Consider the following 25,179-nt stretch of genomic DNA (forward strand, 5'->3'; position numbering starts at 1 on the left):
GCACTCAATCCGGCGGCAGCGGCGCGGCGGCCGCGTCCTGCATGCATTGCAGGAAGACGCGCGTGGGCGTGTTCATCGCCTCGCTGCGCAGGCGGAAGGCGCACATGGGGCCGCGCAGCAGTTCGCCCGGCGTGGCGATGCGGCGCACGAGGCCGCGCCGCTCGAAGTCTTCGGCGTAGTGGTTGGCGGTGGCCCACAGCAGGCCCGAGCTGCGCACGAGGTGCAGCGCGAGCGGGGCCGAGTCGGCCTGGATGTCGGCCGGATGCGGCCCGCCCGGGCGGCGGTGCACCGACAGCATGCGGTCCAGCTTGGGCCGCAGCGGCGTGCGGTGCGGCGGCAGCACCCAGCGCTCGTTGGCGGCCTCGGCCCAGGTCGGCGCGCGCTTGAGCGCCAGCCGGTGCCGCGGCGCCGCCACGATGCTGCTGAACTCCTCGTACAGCGGCGTGACCTCGACGCGGTTGAGGTCGACCGTCCACTCCGCGTGCGCGAGCATGAGGTCGATGCGCCCGTCCTGCAGCGCGCCGTGCAGGTCCTCGATTTCCAGCGTCTGCACCATCGGGCGCACGTGGGGCAGCATCTGCGAGGCCTGCAGCAGCGCAGCCGCGAGCCGCTGCGCCGAGAACACCGGCAGCACGCCCAGGCGCAGCTCGCCGCTCACGCCCACGCGCAGGTCGCGCAGCGACTCCTCGGCCAGCATCAGCTCGCCCAGCACGCGGTCGGCGTGCCGGACCATGCTCAGCCCCGCCGCCGTGGGCGCGATGCGCTTGGTGGTGCGCTCGAACAGGCGCACCTGCAGCGTGGCCTCGAGCTGGGCCAGCGTGCGCGACAACGCGGGCTGGGTGGTGTTGAGCAGCTCGGCCGACTTGCTCAGGCTGAGCGTGCGGCCCAGCTGGCTGAGCAGCCGCAGCTGGCGCAGCGTGAGGTTTCGTTCCAGGAAGGAGGCCATGGCCATTTATATCGGCAACGGTATGAGTACGCTCGGATTTCTCATTTGTCGCCCTCCTCCGGCCTGCCCAGAATCCGCCCACCGCCCTGGCACCCCGGAGACCCGCGATGACCGAACCGACGAAGCGATCCCTTTGCGCCGCCCTCATGGCCGCCGCCCTGCTGACCGGCCTGCTGCCCGCCGGCGCCGCGGCCCAGGCGTACCCGTCCAGGCCCGTGCGCCTGATCGTGCCGTGGGCGCCCGGCACGCCGGCGGACGTGGCGGGCCGCGTGGTGGCCGAGCGCATGGCGGGTGGCCTGGGCCAGACCGTGTTCGTCGAGAACCGGCCGGGCGCGGCCGGCACCGTGGGCCTGGGCGAGGTGCTGCGCCAGCCGGCCGACGGCTACACGGTCTACATGCTGTCGTCGGCCTCGCTGGTGGCGCCGCTGCTGTTCCCCGGCCAGTCGCTCGACCTGCTCAAGAGCCTGGAGCCGGTCGGCATGACGGCCTGGAGCTACAACGTGCTGGTGGCGCCCGCCGCCTCGGCGCTGGGCTCGCCGCGCGAACTGGAGGCCGCGGCCAAGGCGCGGCCGGGCACGCTGAGCTTCGGCTCCGGCGGCAACGGCACGCCGGCGCACCTGGCGGGCGCGCTGTTCGCCCAGCAGACCGGCAGCCAGCTCACGCACGTGCCATACAACCAGTTCCCGATGGCGGTGGGCGACCTGCTGGCCGGCCGCCTGGACACCATGTTCCTGACCGCATCAGCCGCATTGCCGCAGATCCAGGCCGGCAAGCTGCGCGCGCTCGCGGTGACCGGCGCGCACCGCCTGCCCGCCCTGCCGGCCGTGCCCACGATGATCGAGCAAGGCTACGCCGGCTTCGAGCTGCGCTCCTTCGACGGCATGACGGTGCGCAGCGGCACGCCGCGCGAGATCGTCGAGCGGCTCGGCGATGCCCTTGCCAAGGCGCTGGCCGCGCCCGAGGTGCGCGAACGCCTGGCCACGCTGGCGCTCGAGCCCGAACCGATGACGCCGGCGCGCTTTCGCACCGTGCTCGCGGCCGAGTCGGACAAGTGGCTGCGCCTGGGCCGCGGCGCCGGCATCAAGGCCGACTGAGCGCGCGATGCAGGCAGACATCGTGATCGTCGGGGGCGGCTCGGCGGGCTGCGTGCTGGCCGCCCGCCTGAGCGAAGACCCCGCGCTGCAGGTGGTGCTGGTCGAGGCGGGACAGCCCTCGCGCAACCCCTGGCTGCGCATTCCCATCGGCTACTTCAAGACGGTCGGCCACCCCCGGCACGACTGGCGCTTCGAGACCGACCCCGAGCCCGACATGGCGCAGCGCCGCCTGCCCTGGCCGCGCGGGCGGGGGCCGGGCGGCTCCAGCCTCATCAACGGCATGCTGTACCTGCGCGGCCACCGCGCCGACTACGACCAGTGGGCCGCGCTGGGCAACCCGGGCTGGGACTGGGACAGCGTGCGCCCCTACTTCGACCGGTCGCAGCCCGCTGCCGATGGGCCGCTGTGGGTGTCCGAGTTGCCGCGCGATGCGCTGTCCGATGCCTTCATCGCCGCGGCGGCGCATGCCGGCATCGCGCCCACGGCCGACTTCAACGGCGGCGACAACAGCGGCGCCGGCTACTTCCGGATGACGACCCGCCACGGCCGGCGCATGGACACCGGGCGGGCCTTCCTGGCGCCGGCGCTGGGCCGGCCCAACCTGCGCGTGCTGTCGGGCGCGCAGGCGACCCGCGTGTGCTTCGAGGGGCGGCGCGCCGTCGGCGTGGACTGTGTGCGCGACGGCAAGGCCGAACGCGTCTCGGCGCGGCACGAGGTGATCCTCAGTGCCGGCGCCATCCAGTCGCCGCAGTTGCTGCAGCTCTCGGGCGTGGGGCCGGCCGGGCTGCTGGGCCGCCTGGGCCTGCCGGTGGTGGCGCCGCTCGAGGGCGTGGGGCGCAACCTGCAGGACCACCTGCAGGTGCGGCCCAGCTACCGCTGCCACGGCATCGAGACGCTCAACGACATCGCCCACAGCCGCTGGCGCAGCGTGCGCGAGTTCATGCGCTACCTGCTGACGCGCGGCGGCGCGCTGAACGGCGGCGTCTACCGCGCCGGGGCCTTCTTTGCGGCGGGCGACGACGCCGCGGGGTGGCCCGACGCGCAGATCCACTTCGGGCTGGTGAGCTTCGAGCGGCCGCACCAGCCGCCGCACCCGTTCCCGGGCGTGACGCTGTCGGCCTGCCTGCTGCGCCCGCACAGCCGCGGCGAGATCATGCTGCGCTCGGCCGATCCGCTGGCGGCGCCGTCGATCCAGCCGCGCTACCTGTCGCACGAAGCCGACCGGGCGCTGGCCGTGCGGCTGGTGCGCAAGATGCGCGAGATCGCCGCCGCGCCGCCGCTGGCGCGCTACCTGGCGCAGGAGCACGAGCCCGGGCCCGCGCTGGCCAGCGACGCGCAGCTGCTGGACTGGGTGCGCCGCCGCGGCGGCAGCATCTTCCATCCGGTGGGCACCTGCGCCATGGGCCCCGCCGACGATGCCGCCGCGGTGGTGGACGCCCGCCTGCGGGTCCACGGCCTGCAGGGGCTGCGCGTGGTGGACGGCTCGGTGATGCCGCGGCTGGTGTCGGGCAACACGAACGCGCCGATCATCATGATCGCCGAGCGCGCCGCCGACCTCGTCAGGCACGACCTGCGCGCCTGAGCGGCCACAGGATGGCACGCGCCAAGCCGCTTGGGCGATGAGGTTAATGCTATTTATCTAGTAGCACCGCGAAGCATCCACACGCCGGTGTCGGCGGGCGAGAGCGCCTAGAATCGGGCGGTGCCTTCTACTCTCAATGCCGACCTTCACTGCCACTCCGTGGTCTCCGACGGCACATTGACGCCCGAAGCGCTGGCCGCCCGCGCCGCCGCCAACGGGGTCGAGCTCTGGGCCCTCACCGACCACGACGAAGTCGGCGGCCAGCACCGCGCCGCCGCGGCCGCGCGCGAAAACGGCATGCGCTACCTCACGGGCACCGAGATCTCGGTGACCTTCGCGAACGAAACCGTGCACATCGTCGGCCTGGGCTTCGACCCCGACGACGCCGCCATGTCGCAGGGCCTGTACGACACGCGCGGCGGCCGCGGCAAGCGCGCGCAGGAAATGTCCGAGGGGCTGGCCAAGGTCGGCATCCACGGCGCCTACGAAGGCGCACTCAAGTTCGTCGGCAACCCCGAACTCATTTCGCGCACGCACTTCGCGCGCTTCCTGGTCGAGCAGGGCCACTGCCGCGACACCCCCGAGGTGTTCCGCAAGTTCCTCACCGAAGGCAAGCCCGGCTACGTGCCGCACCGCTGGGCCTCGCTGAAGGACGCCGTGCACTGGATCACCGCCGCCAAGGGCATGGCCGTGATCGCGCACCCGGGCCGCTACAAGTTCACGGCCAACGAGGAGTACGCGCTGTTCCTCGAATTCAAGGCGCACGGCGGCCAGGCGATCGAGGTCGTCACGGGCAGCCACACGCCGGCCGAGTTCGTCGAGTACGCCGACAAGGCGCTCGAGTTCGATTTCGCCGCCTCGCGCGGCAGCGATTTCCACAGCCCCGACGAGAGCCACTGCGATCTCGGCAAGCTGCCACCGTTGCCCGGCAGCCTCACGCCGGTGTGGGAACTGCTCGGCCACCGCATCCAGCAGTGAGCCAGAGCCCCGGGCCCGGCATCGACAGCGCGGCCACCGCCGCGCTCGCCCAGGCACGCGCCGCAGCGCACACCCGCCGCCGCACCGAATCCGAACGCATCCTCGCGGGCATCGGGCTGGTCATCCTGGCGGTGGCCTGCTTCGCCACGCTGGACACCGCCACCAAATACTCGACGCTCGCCGTGCCGATCCTCATGGGCGTGTGGTTCCGCTATGCCTTCCAGGCTGTGGCCACCACGCTGGTGCTCTTGCCGCTGCGCGGCACGGCCCTGCTGCGCACCCAACACCCGCGCTACCAGGCGCTGCGCGGGGCGCTGCTGCTGGGCTCGAGCCTCTTCGCCTTCCTGAGCCTGCGCTACATGCCGCTGGCCGAGTTCACGTCGATCGTGCTGATCGCGCCGCTGGTGATCACGCTGCTGGCCGCCACCACGCTCAAGGAGCAGGTGTCGCCGCTGCGCTGGACGCTGGTGGCCGGCGGCTTCATCGGCACGCTGGTCATCCTGCGTCCGGGCGGCGGCAGCTTCAGCTGGGCCGTGCTGCTGCCGCTGGGGCTGGTGCTGACCAACGCCTGGTTCCAGGTGCTCACGAGCAAGCTCGCGCAGACCGAGAACCCGCTGACCATGCACTTCTACACCGGCTGGGTCGGCACGCTGCTGGCCTCGGTGGCCGTGCCCTTCGCCTGGACCGCCCTGCCCTCGTGGGAATGGTGGGCGCTGCTGTGCCTCATGGGCTTCATGGGCACGGTGGGCCACTTCATGCTGATCCTGGCCTACCAGCGCGCACCGGCCTCCACCCTCACCCCGTACCTGTACGCGCAGATCGCCTTCGCGATGCTGGGCGGCTGGCTCATCTTTTCCCACGTGCCCGACCGCTTCTCGCTGATCGGCATGGCGATGATCGCCGTGTGCGGCGCCGCCGGTGCGTGGCTCACCGTGCGCGAGCGGCGCGTGCCGATCGAACCGGCGGAATCCTGATCAGGAGCAATTCACCATGGCCCAGTACTTCGAAGTCCACCCCGAAAACCCCCAGCAGCGCCTGCTGAAGCAGGCCGTGGCGCTGCTCGCGCGCGGCGAGGTCGTGGCGGTGCCCTCCGACTCCAGCTACGCGCTGGCCTGCCACCTGGACGACAAGGACGCGGTCGACCAACTGCGCCGCATCCGCCAGGTCGACGACAAGCACCACCTCACGCTGCTGTGCCGCGACCTGAGCGAGCTGGCCAACTACGCGCGCGTCGACAACAAGCAGTACCGCCTGCTCAAGGCCGCCACGCCCGGCCCCTACACCTTCCTGCTCGAAGCCACCAAGGAAGTGCCGCGCCGCGTGAGCCATCCGCAGCGCAAGACCATCGGCCTGCGCGTGCCCGACCACAAGGTGCTGCTGGAGCTGCTGGAGCTGCACGGCGCGCCACTGCTGGCCACCACCCTCATCGCGCCCGGCGAGACCGAAGCGCTGAACGACGCGCAGGAAATCCGCGAGCGCTTCGAAAAGCAGATCGGCGCCGTCATCGACGCCGGCGCCTGCCCGTCGCAGCCGACCACCGTGGTCGACCTCACGCCCATGGGCACGGGCGACGACCCGGTCGTGGTGCGCCAGGGCCGGGGTGCGCTCGCGGTGCTTGGCCTCTGACGAACGGCTCGGCCGCCCCATTCCTCTCTGACACAATCGCGCAGTGGATATTTCCAATCTGATACAGACGGTTCTGATTTACGCACTGCCGGTGATCTTCGCGATCACCGTGCACGAAGCGGCGCATGGCTACGTGGCCCGCCACTTCGGCGACAACACCGCCGCCATGATGGGCCGCGTGACGCTCAACCCCATGAAGCACATCGACCCCATCGGGACCATCCTGATGCCGCTGATGCTGTACTTCGCGACCTCGGGCGCCTTCCTGTTCGGCTATGCCAAGCCGGTGCCGGTCAACTTCAACCGCCTGCGCCATCCCAAGCGCGACATGGTGTGGGTCGCGCTCGCGGGCCCTGCCTCCAATTTCATCCAGGCCATCCTGTGGGCCGTGCTGCTCATCGTGATCGTCGCGGCTGGCGTCAGTGAAACCTTTTTCATCAAGATGTGCCAGGGCGGCGTGCTGGTCAACCTCGTGATGTGGGCCTTCAACCTGTTCCCGCTGCCCCCGCTCGACGGCGGCCGCGTGCTGGCCGGCCTGCTGCCCAGCGGCCCGGCGCAGAATTTCCTGGCGCGCATCGAGCCCTACGGCTTCTTCATCGTGATGGCGCTGGTGCTCGCCGGCATCGTCAGCAACTACTGGCTGCGCCCGCTGATGGATGCCGGCTACTTCGTGGTCAATCTGCTCATCACGCCGCTCAAGGCAATGCTGCTCTAAGTTTTCTCTTTCGTCCCATGGCTTCGTCTTCTCCAGCTCCCCTGCGCGTCCTGACCGGCATCACGCCGTCGGGCACGCCCCACCTCGGCAACTACGTCGGCTCCATCCGCCACTCGGTGCGCCAGAGCGTCGCGGCCGGCGTCGAGAGCTACTTCTTCCTGGCCGACTACCACGCACTCATCAAGGTGCAGGAGCCCGCGCTCATCCAGCGCTCCACGCTCGAAATTGCGGCCAGCTGGCTGGCCTGCGGCCTCGACCCCGAACGCGTCACTTTCTATCGCCAGTCGGACATCGCCGAGATCACCGAGCTCACCTGGTTCCTGACCTGCGTCACCGGCAAGGGCGTGCTCAACCGCGCGCATGCCTACAAGGCCCAGCTCGACAAGAACATCGCCAAGGGCGAGGAGCCCGACGCCGACGTGACGGCGGGCCTGTTCATGTACCCCGTGCTGATGGGCGCCGACATCCTGATGTTCAACGCCCACAAGGTGCCCGTGGGCCGCGACCAGGTGCAGCACATCGAGATGGCGCGCGACATGGCGCAGCGCTTCAACCACCAGTACGGCGAGCACTTCACGCTGCCCGACGCCGAGATCGACGATGCGGTCGCCACCTTGCCCGGCCTCGACGGCCGCAAGATGAGCAAGAGCTACAACAACACGATCCCGCTGTTCGCGCCGCGCGCACAGCTGCAAAAGCAGATCGCCAGCATCGTCACCGACTCGCGCGCGCCCGGCGAGCCCAAGGACACCGAGGGCTCGGCCCTGTTCCAGATCTACCAGGCCTTCGCCAGCGCCGAGGAAACCGAGGCCCTGCGCAAGGCGTATGCCGACGGCATCGCCTGGGGCGACGCCAAGCAGGTGCTGTTCGAGCGCATCGACCGCGAAGTGGCGCCGCTGCGCGCGCGCTACGAGGCGCTCATGAACGACCCGGCCGAGATCGAGCGCATCCTGCTGCTGGGCGCCGAGAAGGCGCGCAAGCTGTCGCGCCCCTTCATGACCTCGCTGCGCCACGCGGTCGGCCTGCGCAACCTTGCGGCGGGCCGCGACGGCGCCGGTGCCAAGGCCGCCAAGGTGGCGAAGCCCAGCTTCAAGCAATACCGCGAGAAGGCCGACGGCCTGTTCTATTTCAAGCTGCTCGATGCGCGCGGCGAAACCCTTTTGCAAAGCCGTGGATTCGCGTCACCGCAGGAAGCGGGCCGTACCATCGCCGACTTGCAGGCGCAACGCGGCGCGGCGCTCACGGCACTGGCCGCGCAGCTCGAACCGGTCGACGCGCAACAGGCTCGCGCCGCCACCGAGGCGCTGGAGGCACTGGCGGAGGCAACGTCCACCACCCAGGGACATTGATCCGGCAACAACCCGCAGGCCATCCGCCGGCGGGTGTGACAAGAGAGAAGACGGTGCGATCACAAAGGAAGAAAACATGAGCATTTATGTCATCGACGACCACCCCCTGATGCGCGACGCGATCGTGATGGTCCTGCGTCGCCTGCGCCCCGCCGAGAACATCGTCGAGCTCGAGCGGCTCGACAAGCTCGCCAGTTCGGTCCAGCAGCGTGGCGCGCCCACTCTCTTCTGCCTGGACCTGAAGCTGCCGGACACCAATGGCGTCTCGGGCGTGATCGCGGTCAAGCAGGTCTATCCGAACGTGCCGATCGCCGTGTATTCGGCAGCCCCGGCCGCCGACATGGAAGACGCCTGCATCGAGGCTGGCGCTGATACCTACATCGAGAAGTCGGCCAGCTCCAACGAGCTGGCAGCCGCCCTGCGCGGCCTGCTGATGGCCGGGTCGGAAGACGACACCGAAGAGATGCCGGCCGCCAACAGCGGCAAGCTCTCCAAGCGCCAGACCCAGCTGATCGCCATGCTCGACAAGGGCATGAGCAACCGCGACATCGCGACCGACCTGGAGATCAGCGAACACACGGTGAAGGTGCACCTGTGGCGCCTGTTCCGCCGTCTGGGCGTGAAGAGCCGTACGCAGGCCTTGCACTATGCAAGAACGAATGGGCTGTTGTCTGGCTAACCCCCAGGCTTCGCGCACTTCGTGTCGCTACGCCAACCCCCTTGCAGGGGGCAACACCTGAGGCCCGGCAGAGCCGGTTCCTCGGTGTTACTGGAAGGAAAAAACCGCGCAACAGCGCGGTTTTTTTATGGGCGCGTCGCTCTCGTGCTCAGCCGCCCGACGCACTCACCCGCGCCTGCGCCACCGCTTCGTCGGCATCGTGCAGCGCCACGCGGAACACGCTGCCGCTGCCCAGGCGCGAACGCACGCTGACCGGGTGGCCCAGCACGTGCGACAGCCGCGCGACGATGGCCAGGCCGAGGCCGAAGCCGTCGGAGGTGCCGGCATGGTCGGCGACCTTGTAGAACTCCAGGAACACGTCGCGCAGGTGCTCGGGCGCGATGCCGATGCCGGTGTCCCACACCTCCACGCGCATGCCCTCGCGGGTCTGGCGCGCGGCCAGCAAGACGCCGCCTTCGGTCGTGTACTTGATGGCATTGGCGAGCAGGTTGCCGATCATGCGGCGCACGCGGATCGGGTCGGTGAGGAACGAGCCCTCGGTCACGTGCACCCGGAAGTCCAGCCCCCGGCTCTCGGCCACGGGGCGGTACTGCAGCTCCAGGTCGTGCAGCAGTTCGGCCACGTCGACGCGCTCGATGTGCAGGCGCACCTGGCCCGCGTCGATGCGCGCCAGGTCGAACATGGAGTCGAACAGCGCGTTCACCGCGTGGGTGGCGCGCACGATCTTCGGGGCCAGTTCGAGCACCAGCTCGGGCTCGTTGCGCAGCCAGTCGGCGTACAGCGACAGCGCCAGCACGGGCTGGCGCATGTCGTGCGCGGCGCTGGCCAGGAAGCGGTTCTTCATGGCCACGGCCGACACCGCCGCCTGCCGCTGCTGCGTAAGCGACTTGATCAGGATGTGGTTGTGGAACAGCAGCTCCAGGCTGTTGCGCGCGGTCTCGTGGATGTTGCGGCCGGCGCGCAGCAGCAGGAACCAGTGCAGCGCCGGCAGCAGCGGCATCAGGTAGCCGTACTGGAAATGTGGGTGCTGCATGGTGACGGCCACGAGGCGCACCAGCACCGCGCCGAGCATGGTGATGAACAGCGTGTTGACGTAGCGCTTGAGCAGCGGCGGGTGCAGCGCCAGCCCGTTGAGCGGGAAGGTGCCCACGCCGGCCACGATGAGCCAGCTCATGAACTGGTTGACCTGCGGCGTGCGCTCGAAGAACAGCAGCACGGAGCAGCCCCAGACCACCGCGCTGGTGCTCCACACGAAGCCGTAGCGGTCGGTGAACTGCTGCTGCGCGACCGCGCTGCGCCCGGCATAGCGCACGGCGTACACGCGCGCGCCCCAGGCCCGGCAGGCGGTGGCGATGATGCCGGCGGCCAGCCAGGTCAGCAGCTCCCAGCGGGGCACGTGGCCCCAGCTCAGGCCGACCATGGCAGGCATGAGCGCCGCCGAGACGAGGTAGGAGCCGCGCGCCGAGCGCATCAGGCTGCGGATGAGTTCCCCGCGCACCCACGACTCGGCCTCGTCGGCCGACGCCGGAGCGGGTGTCACGCTTGCGATCGACGCATTCGCCATGGATGCATGACCGTGGTGGATTCGGCCAAACCAGAGAAAGATGGAGACAGGCGCCTGCGCAGGCGCCGGAAGTTCGCGATCTTAACGGCCTGTCGGCCATGGTTTCGGGAAGTAACCGCAGAAAATCCGCCCGCCCCGCGCAGCGGTCCGCCGCGACGCCCCGTTTACCATGCGGGCTGCCGACACACACCGCACGCCATGCTGAACAACATCACCCCTTTCCTCGTCCACTGGGCCATCACCGGCATCTCGCTGTGGGTCGCCAGCCATCTCTTCAAAGGGCTCAAGTTCGACAGCACCTCGGCGCTGATCGTGTCGGCGCTGCTGCTCGGGCTGGCCAACGCCATCGTCAAGCCGCTGCTGATCTTCCTGACCCTGCCGCTGACGCTGCTGACCTTCGGCCTGTTCCTGCTGGTCATCAACGCGCTGATGATCCTGCTGGTGGCGGCGCTGGTGAAGGGCTTCAAGGTGTCGGGCTTCTGGACCGCGCTGTTCGCGAGCATCTTCGTCTCGCTGCTGAGCATCGTCATCGGCTCGTTCGTGACCGGCGGCGATCCGGCCGAGCAGATCCAGATGCCGCAGGGCGGCAACTGGCTCTGAGCGAGCCCCTGCCTTTCTCGCGGGCCCCGCCCGTTGCGCGCGAAATGCCGCGCGCTCTTCGGAATCAGTGGGACGACCGGTGTGGCTTCGCGGGAAACCCGTGCGCACGCGATGTCCAGGCAATCAGAAGGCCGGGAAGCAACAGCGCCAGCAATGCCCATGGAAAAGCGCCGACGCCCGATGTCTCCAGCAGCACGCCACCGACGATGCCGCCGCCCGCAATGGCGATGTTCCACACCGTGACGAGGATGGATTGCGCCACGTCCGCGCCGGGGCCGGCTGCTTCGGCCGACGCGGTCTGCAGCAAGGCCCCGGAGCCGCCGAAGGTCAGCCCCCACACGGCCACCGCGACATAGATCACCACCGGCTGCGTGCCGGCGACGCCCAGGGCCAGCGACGCCAGCGCAAGCAAAGCCCGCGAGGGCGAGCAGCACCAGCGAGCGCAGCATGCGGTCGATGAGCAGCCCGCTGATCCAGATGCCGGCCAGCGACGCCACGCCGAAGACCAGCAACACCGCATCGACCCGATCGGACAGGCCGGCCGGCGCCAGGAACGGCATCACGTAGGTGTAGAGAATGCTGTGCGCCAGCACCCACAGCGCAAGCACGGCCAGCACCGGTCGCACGCCGGGCGTGACGAAGATCCGGCGCACCGGCGCGCGCTTTTCGGCCGCCTGCCCCGGATAGTCCGGCACCTGCAGGAAGACCCAGGCCATCACCGCCAGCGTGAGCAGCGACATGCCGCCGAACGCGGTGCGCCAGCCCAGCGTGGCGCCCATCAACGTCCCCAGCGGCACGCCCAGGGACAACGCCAGCGGTGCCCCCAGCCCGGCCACCGCCAGCGCGCGCCCCTTGAGGTGCTCGGGCACCATGCGCCGCGCATAGCCCGCCAGCATCCCCCAGATCAAGCCGCCCGCCATGCCGGCCATGAAACGCGCAACCAGCGCGACTGCATAGCTCGACGTCAGCGCCGTGAGCGTGTTGAAGGCCAGCACGGCGACCAGCGCCGCGATCAGCAACGGTCGGCGCCGCCAGCCCAGCGTCGCCGCCGTCAGCGGGATGGCCGCAACCAGCGAGCCGATGGCATAGAGGGTCACGAACTGGCCCGCGAACGCTTCCGACACGCCCAGGTCCTGGCTGATGCGCAAGAGCATGCCGGCCGGCATCGTCTCCGTCAGCAGTGCCAGGAAGCCGGTCATCGACAAGGCCAGCAAGGCGGCCACGGGCAGTCGTTCAGTGCGCTCGCCCCCGGTGGCGGTTGTGGTGGTCATTCAGTTGTTTTCCATCGTCTGTGCCCGCGTTGGCCGGGTGGCCCGCGTTGGCGTTCACCGCAGTGTGGGCGGGAATGCATCAATGAAAAATGGGCTAAAGTTTCAAATACATATGACTCTCCAGTCATCAATCAAAGTCGCTCCATGGAAAACCTGGGTTCGCTGAACGTCTTCGTTCGCGCCGGCGAAACGCGCAGCTTCACGGCCGCGGGGCAGCAGTTGGGCATCTCGGCCTCGGCCGTCAGCAAGGCCATCGTGCGGCTCGAAGAACGGCTGGGCGTGCGGCTGTTCCATCGCTCCACGCGCACCGTCCACCTGACGCCGGAAGGCGCGCTGTTCCTGGAGCGCTGCCGGCGCATCCTCTGCGAGGTGGAATCGGCCGAAGCGGAACTGCTGCAGACACAGAGCGCACCGCGCGGCAAGCTGCGCATCAGCCTGCCGTCGGTGGGCACGCTGTTCATGCCCAAGCTGGCGGCGTTCAAGCGGCTCTACCCCGACATCGAACTGGACATCGACTACGCCGACCGGCTGGTGGACGTCATCGAGGAAGGCTTCGACGCGGTCATCCGCACCGGCGAGCCCGGCGATTCACGGTTGATGGCGCGCCGCATCGGCTCGTGCCGCAAGGTGATCGTCGGTGCGCCGGCCTACTTTCGCCGGGCCGGCGTGCCGCGCGAACCGCAAGACCTGGCAAGCCACGCCTGCCTGCTCTACCGCTTTCCCAGCACCGGCAAGCTGGACGTGTGGCCGTTGGGCCTTGCGGCCGGCGCGCCCGCCATCGACCTGCCGGCCAGCATGGTGACCAACACGCTCGATCCGCAGGTCTGCTTTGCCGAGCAGGGGCTGGGCATCGCCTGCGTGCCGGAGATCGCCGTGCGCCAGCAATTGGAACAGGGCCGCCTGGTCACGGTGCTGGACGACCACAACCGCGAACACATGATCTTCCACGTGCTGTGGCCGTCGAGCCGGCAGCTGTCGCCCAGAATCCGTGTGTTCGTGGACTTCATCGCGCAGCACCTGTTTCCGCTTTCGGATGCGCTGGAGCAGCCGATTCGCTCAGGTCAGCGCTGCGCGCCTGCCATGTAGTCCACCGTGAGCTGCGTCAGCGTGCGCACGCCCACCAGCAGGCTGGCCTCGTCGACGAAGAAGCGCGGCGAGTGGTTGGGCTCGGCCTTGTTCGCGTCGCGGCCGGGCGGCGTGGCGCCGATCATCACGAACAGGCCGGGGGCCTTCTGCGCGAAGAACGAGAAGTCTTCGCCGCCCGTGCCCTTGGGGATCACGATCGGCGTGGCGCCGGGCACGCGCTGCAGGCTGGGCACCATCTTCGCGGTCAGGGCCGGGTCGTTCACGGTGGGGGCGTAGCCGTCGGCCTCGACGCGGACCTCGGCCGTGCCGCCGCCGCTTTGCGCGATGTGCGAGGCGGTCTCGCCCATGCGCTTGATGATGAACTGGCGCATCTCGTCGTCGTAGGTGCGCAGCGTGCCGCTCATCTCCACCGAGTCGGGAATGATGTTGTAGCGCGTGCCCGCGTTGAAGGTGCCCACGCTGAGCACCGAGGGCTCCTTGGTCACGTTGACCTGGCGGCTCGCGATGGTCTGGAAGCCCAGCACGATCTGCGAGCCCAGCACGATCGGGTCGACCCCGCTCCAGGGCTGCGAGCCGTGCGTCTGGCGGCCCTTCACGCTGACCTTGAAGGTGTCCGAGCTCGCGGTGATGGGGCCGCTCTTGTAGCCGATCTGCCCGGTGTTCAGCGCCGAGACCAGGTGCAGGCCGAACACCGCGTCGGGCTTGGGCGCGTCGAAGGCGCCTTCGGCCAGCATGCGGCGCGCGCCGCCGATCTCGGCATTGGGCAGTTTTTCTTCGGCCGGCTGGAAGATCAGCTTCACGGTGCCGGGCAGTTGCGCCTTCATCGAGGCCAGCACCTCGGCCACGCCCATGAGGATCGCCACGTGGCCGTCGTGCCCGCAGGCATGCATGACGTTGACCGTGGCGAAGCCCCACTGGGCCCGCGCCTTGGAAGCAAAGGGCACGTCGACCTGTTCCTTCACGGGCAGCGCGTCCATGTCGGCGCGCAGCGCCACCACCGGGCCGGGCTTGCCGCCGCGCAGCGTGGCGACCACGCCGGTCACGGCCACGCCTTCGCGCACCTCGTAGCCCAGCGCCTTCAGGTGGGCCGCGACCAGCGCGGCGGTGCGCTTTTCCTGGTTGCCCAGCTCGGGGTGCTGGTGGATGTCGCGGCGCCAGTCGATCACCTTCTGCTCGATGGCCTTGGAGCGCTCGGCGATCAGCGGATACAGCGGCACGGCAGCGGCCGGCGCAGGCGATGCGGCAGCAGCCGCGGGCGCCTCCTGCGCCGAGGCGCACAGGGACGAGACGGCAAGGACGATGGGCAGGCACAGGCGCGTGGCCGGACGGAATCGGTGGGACATGGTGATGTGTTGTCTGAAAAGCAAGAAAGGGAAGGACCCGCCGGGCGGGAGCCCTTCGTCCGCACGGCCCCGTCGGGCCGGCAGCCGATGCGCCCTTGTCTGCCGCCCGACCCCGTGAGCGTAGGAAGGCCACCGATTGGCGTCCAATCGCTTTTGCATCGACTGATAATGATTGCCTATCGATGGCTGCCGACACGCCCACACCCTCTTCCGTGCTGCACGAGCGGCTGCTCGCGCGCCTGCGCCTGCGCCACCTGAAGCTCATCGACGCGCTGGCCGCGCACTCGCACCTGCGCCGCGCGGCCGAGGCGATCCACATCAGCCAGCCGGCGGCCACGCAGATGCTGCAGGAGGTCGAGGGCCTGCTCGACACGCCGCTGTTCGAGCGCCACGCGCGCGGCATGCGCATCACCGAGGCCGGGCGTCTGCTGGCGCTGCACGCGCGCATGGTGATCGACGCCATGCAGGTGGCCAGCGACGGCCTCGCGGCGCTGGCCGCGCAGGAGACGCGCGCGCTGCGCATCGGCGCCATCGAGGCGGCCATCGCCAGCGTGCTGCAGCCCGCGCTGAACCTGCTGCATGCCAAGCACCCCAAGCTGCGCCTGTTCATCGAGGAAGGCAACATCGAGAGGCTCACGATCGGCCTGCGCGCGGGCGCCTTCGACGCCGTGCTGCTGCGCCAGCCGGCGCGCGTGCCCGACGCCCACCGCTTCGTGCCGCTGCGCAGCGACGAGGTGGTGGTCATCGCCGGCATCGGCCACCCGGCCGTGCAGCGCAAGCGCCTGCGGCTGCGCGACCTCGCCGATTCGCGCTGGGTGCTGCCGCCCGCGCACTTCGCGGTGCGCCAGGTGATGGAAGCCGCCTGGGCCGCCGAGCGGATCGTGCCGCGCCCGCATGCCATCCAGGTGCTCACGCCGCAGCTGGTGCGCGCCCTGCTCTCGCAGCCCGACGTGGTGGTGCCGGTGCCGCGCACCGTGCTCGACCAGCTCGACCGCGCGGCCGTGGCCGAGCTGCCGCTGCGCATGAACGCGCCCATCGCGCCGCTGGGCATCCTGTACCGCACCGACAACGCGGTCGGCCCGCTGCAGCTGCTGGTCGATTTCCTGGTCGCGCAGGCGAAGAAGAAGCCATAGAGAGCGCTTCAGGCGGGTTTTTCATGCGGGCAATGCCCCGCTTCACACCCGCTTAACTGTGGGGCCGCACACTCGGCGCCACCCGCCCGTCCCCTCGGGACATGGCACGGTTTCCGCTCTGTAAAGTTCGCCGCCCCCGCGCCGCGGCATTGAACTCGACGGCGCGAGCCCGCTCCATCTTTGGCTTTCGTTACTTCTGCCTGTCCATGCCCGTCCACTTTGCCTCCCGCTCCGCCCCGCTCCTCACGGCCCTGTGCATCGCCGCCGCCCTCGCGGGGTGCTCGCGCACCAATGTGGAGGCCGCCGGTGCGGCCAAGGCGGCCAACGCCCCGGCAAAGGAAGTCGGCATCGTCACGCTCAAGTCCGAGGTGCTGGCCCTGAGCACCGAGCTGCCCGGTCGCACCGCGGCCCCGGTGATCGCCGAGATCCGCCCGCAGGTCGGCGGCATCCTCAAGGAGCGGCTCTTCACCGAAGGCTCGCAGGTCAAGGCCGGCCAGGTGCTCTACCAGCTCGACCCCGCCTCGCTGCAGGCCGCCCACGCCAGCGCGCAGGCCAGCGTGCGCAAGGCCGAGTCGGCCCTGGCCACGGCCCGCACCGTGGCCAAGCGCAATGCCGAGCTGGTGAAGATCGACGCCATCAGCCGCCAGGTGTTCGACGAAACGCAAGCCGCCGAGCAGCAGGCCGAAGCCGACCTCGGCGTGGCCCGCGCCGCCGAGCAGACCGCGCGCATCCAGCTGGGCTACACGCGCATCACCTCGCCGATCACCGGCTGGGCCGAGCTGTCCACCGTCACGCCGGGCGCGCTGGTCACAGCCAACCAGGCGGCGGCCATGACCACCGTGCAGCAGCTCGACCCGATCCACGTGCACGTCACGCAATCGAGCAGCGAGCTGCTGCGCCTGAAGCGCGAACTGGCCAGCGGCCGGCTGCAGCGCGCCAGCGAGGCCGAGGCGCGCATCCAGCTGCTGCTGGAAGACGGCAGCCCCTACCCGCACGCCGGGCGCCTCACCTTCAGCGGCGTGACGGTCGATGCCGGCACCGGCAGCGTCACGTTGCGCGCCGTGGTGCCCAACCCCGACAAGCTGCTGATGCCCGGCATGTACGTGCGCGCCGTGCTGCAGGAAGGCGTGAACGACGCCGCGCTGCTGGTGCCGCAGCAGGCCGTCACGCGCGCGCCCGACGGCAGCGCCTCCACGCTGGTGATCGACGCAGAAGACAAGGTCCAGAAGCGGCCCATCCGCATCGGCCGTGCCATCGGCACGCGCTGGCAGGTCATCGACGGCCTGGCCGCGGGCGACCGCGTGCTCATGGAAGGCTCGCAGCGCGTGAAGGTGGGCGACAAGGTGCGCACGGTCGACCTGGGCGCCAGGCCGGCGGGTGCCGCCGTGGCGAGCGCCACGCCCGACGCTGCTTCCACCACCCTCGCACGCTGAGGCCGACCCATGGCCCAGTTCTTCATCGACCGCCCCATCTTCGCGTGGGTGCTTTCCATCGTCGTCATGCTCGCCGGCCTGATGGCCATCCGCACGCTGCCGCTGGAGCAGTACCCCGACATCGCGCCGCCGCGCGTGTCCATCAACGCCACCTACACCGGTGCCTCGGCCAAGACGGTCGAAGACTCCGTCACCCAGGTCATCGAGCAGCAGATGAAGGGGCTGGACAACCTGCTGTACATGCAGTCGACCAGCAACTCGTCGGGCGTGGCGCGGCTGTCGCTCACCTTCAACGCGGGCACCAACATCGACGTGGCCCAGATGCAGGTGCAGAACAAGCTGCAGCAGGCCATGTCGCGCCTGCCGCAGCAGGTGCAAAGCCGCGGCGTCACCGTCACCAAGGGCGGCAACGACTTCCTGCTGATCGTCTCGATGTTCTCCGGCGACGGCAGCGCCTCGGCGGTGGATGTGGGCGACTACATCAGCAGCAACCTGGTCGACGTCATCAGCCGCGTCGACGGCGTGGGCGAGGTGCAGACGCTGGGCACCGGCTACGCCATGCGCCTGTGGCTGGACCCCGACAAGCTGCGCAAGTACGCGCTCATGCCCTCCGACGTGGGCAGCGCCATCACCGCGCAGAACGCGCAGGTCTCGGCCGGCCAGCTCGGCGCGCTGCCGGCCGGTGCGCAGCAGCAGCTCAACGCCACCATCACGGCGCGCAGCAAGCTGAAGACGGTCGAAGAGTTCGAGAACGTGGTGCTGCGCGCCACGCCCGACGGCGCCGTGGTGCGCCTGCGCGACGTGGCGCGTGTCGAGCTGGGCGCCGAGAACCTCACGGTGCGCTCGGTTCTGGGCGGTCGTCCGGGCGCCGGCATGGGCATCGTGCTGGCCGACGGCGCCAACGCGGTGCAGGTGGCCAAGGCCGTGAAGGCCAAGGTGGCCGAGCTGCAGCCGCTCTTTCCCAACCAGATGCAAACCTTCGTGAGCTACGACACCACGCCCTTCGTGAGCGCGTCGATCGACGAGGTGGTGAAGGCGCTGGCCGAGGCCATGGTGCTGGTCGTGCTGGTGATGTACATCTTTCTGCAGAACTTCCGCGCCACGCTGATCCCGGCCATTGCCGTGCCGGTGGTGCTGCTGGGCACCTTCGGCGTGCTCTCCGTGGCGGGCTACTCGATCAACACGCTCACCATGTTCGGCATGGTGCTGGCCATCGGCCTCTTGGTGGACGACGCCATCGTGGTGGTGGAGAACGTCGAGCGCGTGATGCACGAGGAAGGGCTCTCGCCCAAGGAGGCCACGCGCAAGTCGATGGCCGAGATCACGCCCGCGCTCGTGGGCATCGCGCTGGTGCTGTCGGCGGTGTTCATCCCGATGGCCTTCTTCGGCGGCTCGACCGGCGTGATCTACCGCCAGTTCTCGATCACCATCGTCTCGGCCATGGCGCTGTCGGTGTTCGTGGCGCTCACGCTCACGCCGGCGCTGTGCGCCACGCTGCTCAAGCCTGTCGCCAAGGGCGGCCACGCGGCCCCGCGCAAGGGCGTGCTGGGCGCGGTCGACCGTTTCTTCGCGGGCTTCAACCGCCGCTTCGACCAGGGCGCCGACCGCTACCAGGGCATCGTCGGCGGCATCGTGCGGCGCGGCAAGCGCAGCTTGGTGGTGTACCTGCTGATCGCGGCCGTGATGGCGCTGCTGTTCATGCGCCTGCCCACCTCCTTCCTGCCCGATGAAGACCAGGCCTTCCTGCAGGTGCAGGTGACGCTGCCGCCGGGCGCGTCCGACGCGCGCCTGCAGCCGGTGGTCACGCAGATGCAGGACTACTTCACCAAGCAACCCGAGGTGGTGAGCGTGAACGTGATCACCGGGCAGAACGGCGACCAGAGTTCGGCGCGCGCCTTCGTGAAGCTGAAAGACTGGGCCGAACGCGAAGGCGCCGGCCAGTCGGCCGCCGAACTCGCGCGGCGCGCCAACAAGGAGCTGTCGACCATTCGCGACGCGCGCATCTTCGTGCTGCTGCCGCCGGCGGTGCGCGGGCTCGGCGCCAACGCGGGCTTCAACTTCCACCTGAAGGACATCAACGGGCTGGGCCACGACGCACTGGTGAAGGCGCGCGACCAGCTCATCGACCTGCTCTCCAAGCGCCCCGAGGTGGCGAACGTGCGCAGCAACAACCTGGACGACACGCCCCAGTTCGCGGTGGACATCGACGACGCGCGCGCCGGCGCGGCCAGCCTGGCCACGTCCGACATCGACAGCACCTTGTCGAGCGCGATGGGCGGCACCTACATCAACGACTTCCTGGACAACGGCCGCGTCAAGCGCGTGTATATGCAGGGCGACACGGCCTTCCGCATGCTGCCCACCGACATCGACCGCTGGAGCGTGCGCAACAGCCTGGGCCAGATGGTGCCGTTCCCGGCCTTCTCCAGCTCGCGCTGGACGTACGGCTCGCCGCAGCTGCAGCGCTACAACGGCAGCCCCAGCTACGAGTTCGTCGGCGATGCCGCACCGGGCGTGAGCTCGGGCGACGCCATGGCCGCGGTCGACGAAGTGATGAAGCAGATGCCCGCCGGCATCGGCTACGAATGGACCGGCGCCTCGTTCCAGGAACGCCTGTCGGGCGCGCAGGCGCCGGTGCTCTACGCCATCTCGATCCTGTTCGTGTTCCTGTGCCTTGCGGCGCTGTACGAGAGCTGGTCGGTGCCGTTCTCGGTGATCCTGGTGGTGCCGCTGGGCATCGTCGGCGCGCTGCTGTTCACCAGCCTGCGCGGCCTGAGCAACGACGTGTACTTCCAGGTCGGCCTGCTGACCACCGTGGGGCTGTCGTCGAAGAATGCGATCCTGATCGTCGAGTTCGCCAAGCAGCTGCAGGAGCAGGGCAAGGGCGTGATCGAGGCGACGCTGGAGGCCGTGCGGCTGCGGCTGCGCCCCATCCTCATGACCTCGCTGGCCTTCGGCTTCGGCGTGCTGCCGCTGGCCATCGGCACCGGCGCGGGCGCAGGTGGGCGCCAGTCGATCGGCACCGCGGTGCTGGGCGGCATGGTGGTCGGCACGGCGCTGGGCATCTTCTTCGTGCCGCTGTTCTTCGCGATGATCCGCGGCTGGCTGGAAGGCCGCCGCAAGCCGGCCGAAACGCCGCCGGATGCCTTGCCCGCGGAACAGGGAGCCCAGTGATGACGCGCACTCTCCTGCCCCGCCTTCCCCTGCGCGCACTGGCCTGCGCCGCCCTGGCCTCGGCCGTGCTCGCCGGCTGCGTCAACCTCGCGCCTGCGTATGAAACGCCCGCCTCGCCGGTGCCATCGGCCCTGCCCTCGGCCGGCGTCACCGCAGCGACTCCACTCGATATCGGCTGGCGCGACTTCTTCGTCGACAAGCAGCTGCAAGGCGTGATCGAACTCGCGCTCGCCAACAACCGCGACCTGCGCGTGGCGGCGCTCAACATCGAGCGTGCGCGCGCCCAGTACGGCATCGCGCGGGCCGACCTGTTCCCCACCGTCAACGCGGGCGCCGCCGGCACGCGCTCGCGCACGCCGGGCAGCCTGTCGACCAGCGGCGAATCGCGCATCGCCTCGCAGTACAGCGCCAACCTCGGCATGACGGCCTACGAGCTCGACCTGTTCGGGCGGGTGCGCAACCTCGGCGAATCGGCGCTGCAGGGCTACTTCCAGACCGAGGAGACGCAGCGCAGCACGCAGATCAGCCTCGTGGCCTCCGTCGCCACGGCGTGGCTGCAACTGGCCGCCGACGAGCAGCGCCTGCAGCTGGCGCGCGGCACGCTCGAGAGCCAGCGCAAGTCCTTCGAGCTGGTGCAGCGCAGCCATGCGCTCGGCGCGCAGTCGGGCCTGGCGCTGGCGCAGGCGCAGAGCACCGTCGATGCCGCGCGCGCCGACGCCGCGGCCTTCGACAGCCAGGTCGAGCAGGACCGCAATGCGCTGGCGCTGCTGGTCGGCGCCACGCCGCCGCCCGAGTTGCTGCCGAGCGCCGCCACGACCGCCGACGTGGCGCAGCTGCTCGTGCCCCCGGCCGGCCTGTCGTCCAACGTGCTGCAGCAGCGGCCCGACGTGCGCGCCGCCGAGCACGCGCTGCGCGCGAGCAATGCCGACATCGGCGCGGCGCGCGCGGCTTTTTTCCCGCGCATCGCGCTCACCGCTTCGGCCGGCACCGCGAGCAGCACGCTCTCGGGCCTGTTCACCAGCGGCAGCAAGGCCTGGAGCTTCGCGCCGTCGATCAGCGTGCCGATCTTCGACGGCGGCGCCAACCGCGCCAACCTGCAGGTGGCGCAGGCGCAGCAGAAGATCCAGATCGCCACCTACGAGAAGGCCGTGCAGACCGCCTTCCGCGAAGTGGCCGACGCCCTGGCCGAACGCCGCACGCTGGCCGAACGCCTCGACGCGCAGCGCTCGCTGCGCGCAGCCACCGCGCGCAGCTTCGAGCTCTCGCAGTCGCTCTTCAAGAGCGGTGCCGCCAACTACCTCGACGTGCTGGACGCGCAGCGCAGCGACTATGCGGCGCAGCAGACGCTCATCGGTTTGCAGCTCACGGAGCAGACGAACCGGCTGGCGATCTACAAGGCGCTGGGGGGTGGGTGGAGCGAGGCGTCCGGCACGCAGCAGCCTGCGCAAGGCGACTGACGCGCCGCCGCCCTACGCGCCGGCCACGGCATAGGGCGTGAACCGGCTTTCGTTCTCGTTCACATCCAGCGGCCGCCCGATGAACGGGAAGGCCCGCTGCGGGCAGGCCACGCGTTCGCAGACCTTGCAGCCCATGCCGATGGGCGTGGGCACGTCGGGGTCCTTCAGGTCCAGGCCCTTGGCGTAGACCAGGCGCGGGGCGTGGCGGATGTCGCAGCCCAGGCCGATCGAGAAGGTCTTGCTCGGCGAGCCGAAGCCGCGCTGGCCGTGCGACACGGTGCGCGCGATCCACAGGTAGGCGCGGCCGTCCGGCATGCGCGCCAGCTGCGGCAGCACGCGCCCGGGCTGCGCGAAGGCCTCGTACACGTTCCACAGCGGGCAGGTGCCGCCGGTCTTCGAGAAGTGGAAGTGCGTGGCCGACTGCCGCTTGGAGATGTTGCCGGCCCGGTCCACGCGGATGAAGAAAAACGGTACGCCCGACGCGCCCGGGCGCTGCAGGCTGCTCAGGCGGTGGCACACGGTTTCGAAGCCCACGCCGAACTGGCGTGCGAGCAGGTCGATGTCATAGCGCAGCGCCTCGGCCGCCTGCAGGAACGGGCCATAGGGCAGCAGCACGGCGGCCGCGAAGTAGTTGGCCAGCCCGATGCGTGCCAGCGCGTGGGCCGGGGCGTCGCCGAAATCGGCCTGCACGACCAGCGACTCGATCAGCGCGGCCTGCTCCAGCAGCGCGAGCTGCGTGGCCAGCTGGAAGGCCTGCTGGCCCGGCTCCAGGCCCGCCGACAAGCGCAGCACGCGGCGGGCCGGGTCGTAGCGGCGCTGGCTGTCGAGCGCGCCCTCCCCTTCGTCGCCCGGCACCACGCGCACGCCGTGGGCCGAAAGAAGCCGCTGCTGGAGCCATTCGGCGAGCGGTCCGCCGTTCGCACGGGCCTCGGCGGCGAGCGATTCGGCGGCGGTGTCGAGCGGGTCGAAATGGTTCTGGTGGGCAAAGAAGAAATCGCGCACCACCTCGAAGGGCATGGGCCGGCTGCGCGAGATGTCGCCGCGCCCGTCGCCGAGTTCGGCGGCCATGAGCTCCAGCCGCTCCTGCGCCTCCTGGTGGCGGCGATGCAAGGCCAGCAGCGCGCGCGCCACGGCGGGCATCTGCGACGCCACCTCGCGCAGCTCGGGCAGCGCCACGGCCTCGCCGCCGGGGTTGTCCGCCAGCGCCTCGCGCATGCGGGCCACGAGCCGCGCCTCTTCGTCCTCGGAGAACTGCTGCACGTCGACGCCGAGCGTCTTGCTGATGCGCAGCAGCACGGCCACGGTGAGCGGGCGCTGGTTCTGCTCGATCTGGTTCAGGTAGCTCGGCGACAGGCCCAGCATCTGGGCCAGCGCCACCTGCGTGAGGCCGCGTTCGGCGCGCAGCGTGCGCAGGCGCACGCCCATGAAGGTCTTGCTCATCGGGTCACCTCGTGGGTCTTTGTGATATTCGCAATATTTGCAAAATCAGCCGTCTTCATTCGCAATGATTTGCCAATTCAGGTCTTCATTATGGGCGTTCGATTGCGTAAATTGCGAAGCATGACCCAACGATCCGCCGCCATCGAGCTGACCGACATCGTGTTCCCCGAGCACGCCAACCACTACGGCACGCTGTTCGGCGGCAACGCCCTGCTGCTGATGTCCAAGGCCGCCTTCCTCGCTGCGCGCGCCTTCGCGAAGTCCGACGTGGTGATGGCCAGCCTGGGCGACGCGCAGTTCCTCGCACCCGTGCCCGTCGGCCACGTGCTGCGCCTGCGGGCCTGGGTGACGCGCGCCGGACGCAGCTCGCTCACGGTCTGCGTCACCGGCGCGGCCGAGCCGCCCGACGGCGAAGCCCGCCCTTCGCTGAAAGGCCTGTTCGAGATGGTGGCCGTCGACGGCCGCGGCCGTCCGGCGCGCCTGCGCAACACCTACCTGCACCCCGCGCCCACAGACAAGGAACCCGCATGAACGACACCGCCACCCCCACCGGCTTCAAGCCCAAGAAATCCGTCGCCCTGTCGGGCGTGACCGCCGGCAACACCGCCCTGTGCACCGTGGGCCGCACCGGCAACGACCTGCACTACCGCGGCTACGACATCCTGGAGATCGCCGAGGTCTGCGAGTTCGAGGAAATCGCGCACCTGCTGGTGCACGGCAAGCTGCCCACGGCCGCCGAGCTGCGCGCCTACAAGGCCAAGCTGAAGGCCATGCGCGGCCTGCCCGCGAGCCTGAAGGAGGCGCTGGAACAGCTGCCCGCCAGCGCGCACCCGATGGACGTGATGCGCACCGGCGTCTCGTCGCTGGGCTGCCTGCTGCCCGAGAAGGAAGACCACAACCTGCCCGGCGCGCGCGACATCGCCGACCGCCTCATGGCCTCGCTCGGCTCGATGCTGCTGTACTGGTACCACTGGTCGACCCAAGGCCGGCGCATCGAGGTCGAGACCGACGACGACTCCATCGGCGCGCACTTCCTGCACCTGCTGCACGGGCGCAAGCCCAGTGCGCAGTGGGAGCGTGCGATGCACACCTCGCTCAACCTGTATGCCGAGCACGAGTTCAACGCCTCCACCTTCACGGCGCGCGTGGTCGCGGGCACGGGCTCCGATGTGTACTCGGCCATCACCGGCGCCATCGGCGCGCTGCGCGGCCCCAAGCACGGCGGCGCGAACGAGGTGGCCTTCGAGATCCAGAAGCGCTACGACGCACCCGACGAGGCCGAGGCCGACATCCGCCGCCGCGTCGCCGCCAAGGAGGTCGTGATCGGCTTCGGCCACCCGGTCTACACCGTGAGCGATCCGCGCAACGTGGTCATCAAGGGCGTGGCGCGCACGCTGTCGCAGGAGGCCGGCTCGACCAAGATGTTCGACATTGCCGAGCGGCTCGAGGCCGTGATGTGGGACGTGAAGCAGATGTTCCCCAACCTCGACTGGTTCAGCGCCGTGAGCTACCACATGATGGGCGTGCCCACGGCCATGTTCACGCCGCTGTTCGTCATTGCGCGCACCTCGGGCTGGGCGGCCCACATCATCGAGCAGCGCATCGACAACAAGATCATCCGGCCGAGCGCCAACTACACAGGCCCCGAAGACCTGAAGTTCGCGCCGATCCAGGATCGGAAGTAAAAACACGAGAAGAAGAAAAGCACC

Annotated in this window: 20 protein-coding genes and 1 pseudogene; 16 read left to right on the forward strand and 5 right to left on the reverse strand. The window is 69.8% G+C overall.

Features of this window, described 5'->3' with window-relative positions; all coding sequences use genetic code 11:
• Positions 1 to 4: 4 nt before the first annotated feature.
• Positions 5 to 946, reverse strand: a complete 942-nt coding sequence (locus ACAM52_RS19630; protein WP_369644368.1) for a LysR family transcriptional regulator — start codon at positions 944 to 946, stop codon at positions 5 to 7.
• A 107-nt stretch (positions 947 to 1,053) separates the two neighbouring features.
• Here ACAM52_RS19630 and ACAM52_RS19635 point away from each other — a divergent pair, with 107 nt between their 5' ends.
• From ACAM52_RS19635 to ACAM52_RS19670, 8 genes are all read left to right on the forward strand, one after another.
• Complete coding sequence (locus ACAM52_RS19635) at positions 1,054 to 2,040, forward strand: Bug family tripartite tricarboxylate transporter substrate binding protein (protein WP_369644369.1); 987 nt, start codon at positions 1,054 to 1,056, stop codon at positions 2,038 to 2,040.
• A 7-nt stretch (positions 2,041 to 2,047) separates the two neighbouring features.
• Positions 2,048 to 3,622, forward strand: a complete 1,575-nt coding sequence (locus tag ACAM52_RS19640) for a GMC family oxidoreductase (RefSeq protein ID WP_369644370.1) — start codon at positions 2,048 to 2,050, stop codon at positions 3,620 to 3,622.
• 120 nt (positions 3,623 to 3,742) lie between these two features.
• Positions 3,743 to 4,600: a 3',5'-nucleoside bisphosphate phosphatase gene (locus tag ACAM52_RS19645; RefSeq protein WP_070061590.1), complete on the forward strand. Its 858-nt coding sequence runs from the start codon at positions 3,743 to 3,745 to the stop codon at positions 4,598 to 4,600.
• Entirely contained in the window at positions 4,597 to 5,574 is a 978-nt protein-coding gene (locus ACAM52_RS19650; protein WP_062482133.1) for a DMT family transporter, read from the forward strand. The genes ACAM52_RS19645 and ACAM52_RS19650 overlap by 4 nt, the downstream gene beginning before the upstream one ends.
• 16 nt (positions 5,575 to 5,590) lie before the next feature.
• Positions 5,591 to 6,226 carry an L-threonylcarbamoyladenylate synthase gene (locus ACAM52_RS19655; RefSeq protein ID WP_369644371.1) on the forward strand — a complete coding sequence of 212 codons (636 nt, stop codon included), beginning with the start codon at positions 5,591 to 5,593 and terminating at the stop codon, positions 6,224 to 6,226.
• A gap of 43 nt (positions 6,227 to 6,269) precedes the next feature.
• On the forward strand, positions 6,270 to 6,941 hold the full coding sequence (locus tag ACAM52_RS19660; protein ID WP_062482125.1) for a site-2 protease family protein: 672 nt from the start codon (positions 6,270 to 6,272) through the stop codon (positions 6,939 to 6,941).
• Positions 6,942 to 6,958: 17 nt separating this feature from the next.
• Positions 6,959 to 8,290: a tryptophan--tRNA ligase gene (locus ACAM52_RS19665; protein ID WP_095744105.1), complete on the forward strand. Its 1,332-nt coding sequence runs from the start codon at positions 6,959 to 6,961 to the stop codon at positions 8,288 to 8,290.
• A gap of 76 nt (positions 8,291 to 8,366) precedes the next feature.
• Positions 8,367 to 8,969: a response regulator transcription factor gene (locus ACAM52_RS19670; protein WP_056578680.1), complete on the forward strand. Its 603-nt coding sequence runs from the start codon at positions 8,367 to 8,369 to the stop codon at positions 8,967 to 8,969.
• 148 nt (positions 8,970 to 9,117) lie between these two features.
• Here the strand turns inward: ACAM52_RS19670 and ACAM52_RS19675 are convergent, their stop codons facing one another.
• The gene (locus ACAM52_RS19675) at positions 9,118 to 10,509 is read right to left on the reverse strand and encodes a HAMP domain-containing sensor histidine kinase (RefSeq protein WP_235926745.1); all 1,392 of its coding nucleotides are present in this window, start codon (positions 10,507 to 10,509) and stop codon (positions 9,118 to 9,120) included.
• Positions 10,510 to 10,731: 222 nt separating this feature from the next.
• On the opposite strand from ACAM52_RS19675, the gene ACAM52_RS19680 reads away from it, so the two are divergent.
• On the forward strand, positions 10,732 to 11,133 hold the full coding sequence (locus tag ACAM52_RS19680; protein WP_062482043.1) for a phage holin family protein: 402 nt from the start codon (positions 10,732 to 10,734) through the stop codon (positions 11,131 to 11,133).
• Positions 11,134 to 11,197: 64 nt separating this feature from the next.
• Here ACAM52_RS19680 and ACAM52_RS19685 read toward each other — a convergent pair.
• Positions 11,198 to 12,404: pseudogene (locus tag ACAM52_RS19685) on the reverse strand (MFS transporter).
• 144 nt (positions 12,405 to 12,548) lie between these two features.
• Between ACAM52_RS19685 and ACAM52_RS19690 the strand changes: the two are divergent.
• Complete coding sequence (locus ACAM52_RS19690) at positions 12,549 to 13,490, forward strand: LysR family transcriptional regulator (protein ID WP_369644372.1); 942 nt, start codon at positions 12,549 to 12,551, stop codon at positions 13,488 to 13,490.
• Here ACAM52_RS19690 and ACAM52_RS19695 read toward each other — a convergent pair.
• Positions 13,466 to 14,833, reverse strand: coding sequence for an amidohydrolase (locus ACAM52_RS19695; RefSeq protein ID WP_369644373.1), 1,368 nt, complete (start codon positions 14,831 to 14,833; stop codon positions 13,466 to 13,468). The genes ACAM52_RS19690 and ACAM52_RS19695 overlap by 25 nt on opposite strands.
• Positions 14,834 to 15,015: 182 nt before the next feature.
• Here ACAM52_RS19695 and ACAM52_RS19700 point away from each other — a divergent pair, with 182 nt between their 5' ends.
• From ACAM52_RS19700 to ACAM52_RS19715, 4 genes are all read left to right on the forward strand, one after another.
• Positions 15,016 to 15,966: a LysR substrate-binding domain-containing protein gene (locus ACAM52_RS19700; RefSeq protein ID WP_369644374.1), complete on the forward strand. Its 951-nt coding sequence runs from the start codon at positions 15,016 to 15,018 to the stop codon at positions 15,964 to 15,966.
• 206 nt (positions 15,967 to 16,172) lie between these two features.
• On the forward strand, positions 16,173 to 17,399 hold the full coding sequence (locus ACAM52_RS19705) for an efflux RND transporter periplasmic adaptor subunit (RefSeq protein WP_307586362.1): 1,227 nt from the start codon (positions 16,173 to 16,175) through the stop codon (positions 17,397 to 17,399).
• A 9-nt stretch (positions 17,400 to 17,408) separates the two neighbouring features.
• On the forward strand, positions 17,409 to 20,573 hold the full coding sequence (locus tag ACAM52_RS19710; protein WP_369644375.1) for an efflux RND transporter permease subunit: 3,165 nt from the start codon (positions 17,409 to 17,411) through the stop codon (positions 20,571 to 20,573).
• Positions 20,573 to 22,030: an efflux transporter outer membrane subunit gene (locus ACAM52_RS19715; protein WP_369644376.1), complete on the forward strand. Its 1,458-nt coding sequence runs from the start codon at positions 20,573 to 20,575 to the stop codon at positions 22,028 to 22,030. The genes ACAM52_RS19710 and ACAM52_RS19715 overlap by 1 nt, the downstream gene beginning before the upstream one ends.
• Before the next feature lie 12 nt (positions 22,031 to 22,042).
• On the opposite strand, the gene ACAM52_RS19720 is transcribed toward ACAM52_RS19715, so the two are convergent.
• Positions 22,043 to 23,470 (reverse strand): short-chain fatty acyl-CoA regulator family protein, encoded by a 1,428-nt coding sequence (locus tag ACAM52_RS19720; RefSeq protein WP_095744097.1) that lies wholly within the window; start codon positions 23,468 to 23,470, stop codon positions 22,043 to 22,045.
• 120 nt (positions 23,471 to 23,590) lie between these two features.
• Here ACAM52_RS19720 and ACAM52_RS19725 point away from each other — a divergent pair, with 120 nt between their 5' ends.
• Positions 23,591 to 24,001, forward strand: coding sequence for an acyl-CoA thioesterase (locus ACAM52_RS19725; RefSeq protein WP_369644377.1), 411 nt, complete (start codon positions 23,591 to 23,593; stop codon positions 23,999 to 24,001).
• Entirely contained in the window at positions 23,998 to 25,155 is a 1,158-nt protein-coding gene (gene prpC, locus ACAM52_RS19730; protein ID WP_369644378.1) for a 2-methylcitrate synthase, read from the forward strand. Before ACAM52_RS19725 ends, prpC begins: the two co-directional genes overlap by 4 nt.
• The last annotated feature ends 24 nt before the right edge of the window (positions 25,156 to 25,179 follow it).

It is taken from the genome of Variovorax sp. V118, assembly GCF_041154445.1.
In the GTDB taxonomy this organism is placed as follows: domain Bacteria; phylum Pseudomonadota; class Gammaproteobacteria; order Burkholderiales; family Burkholderiaceae_C; genus Variovorax; species Variovorax boronicumulans.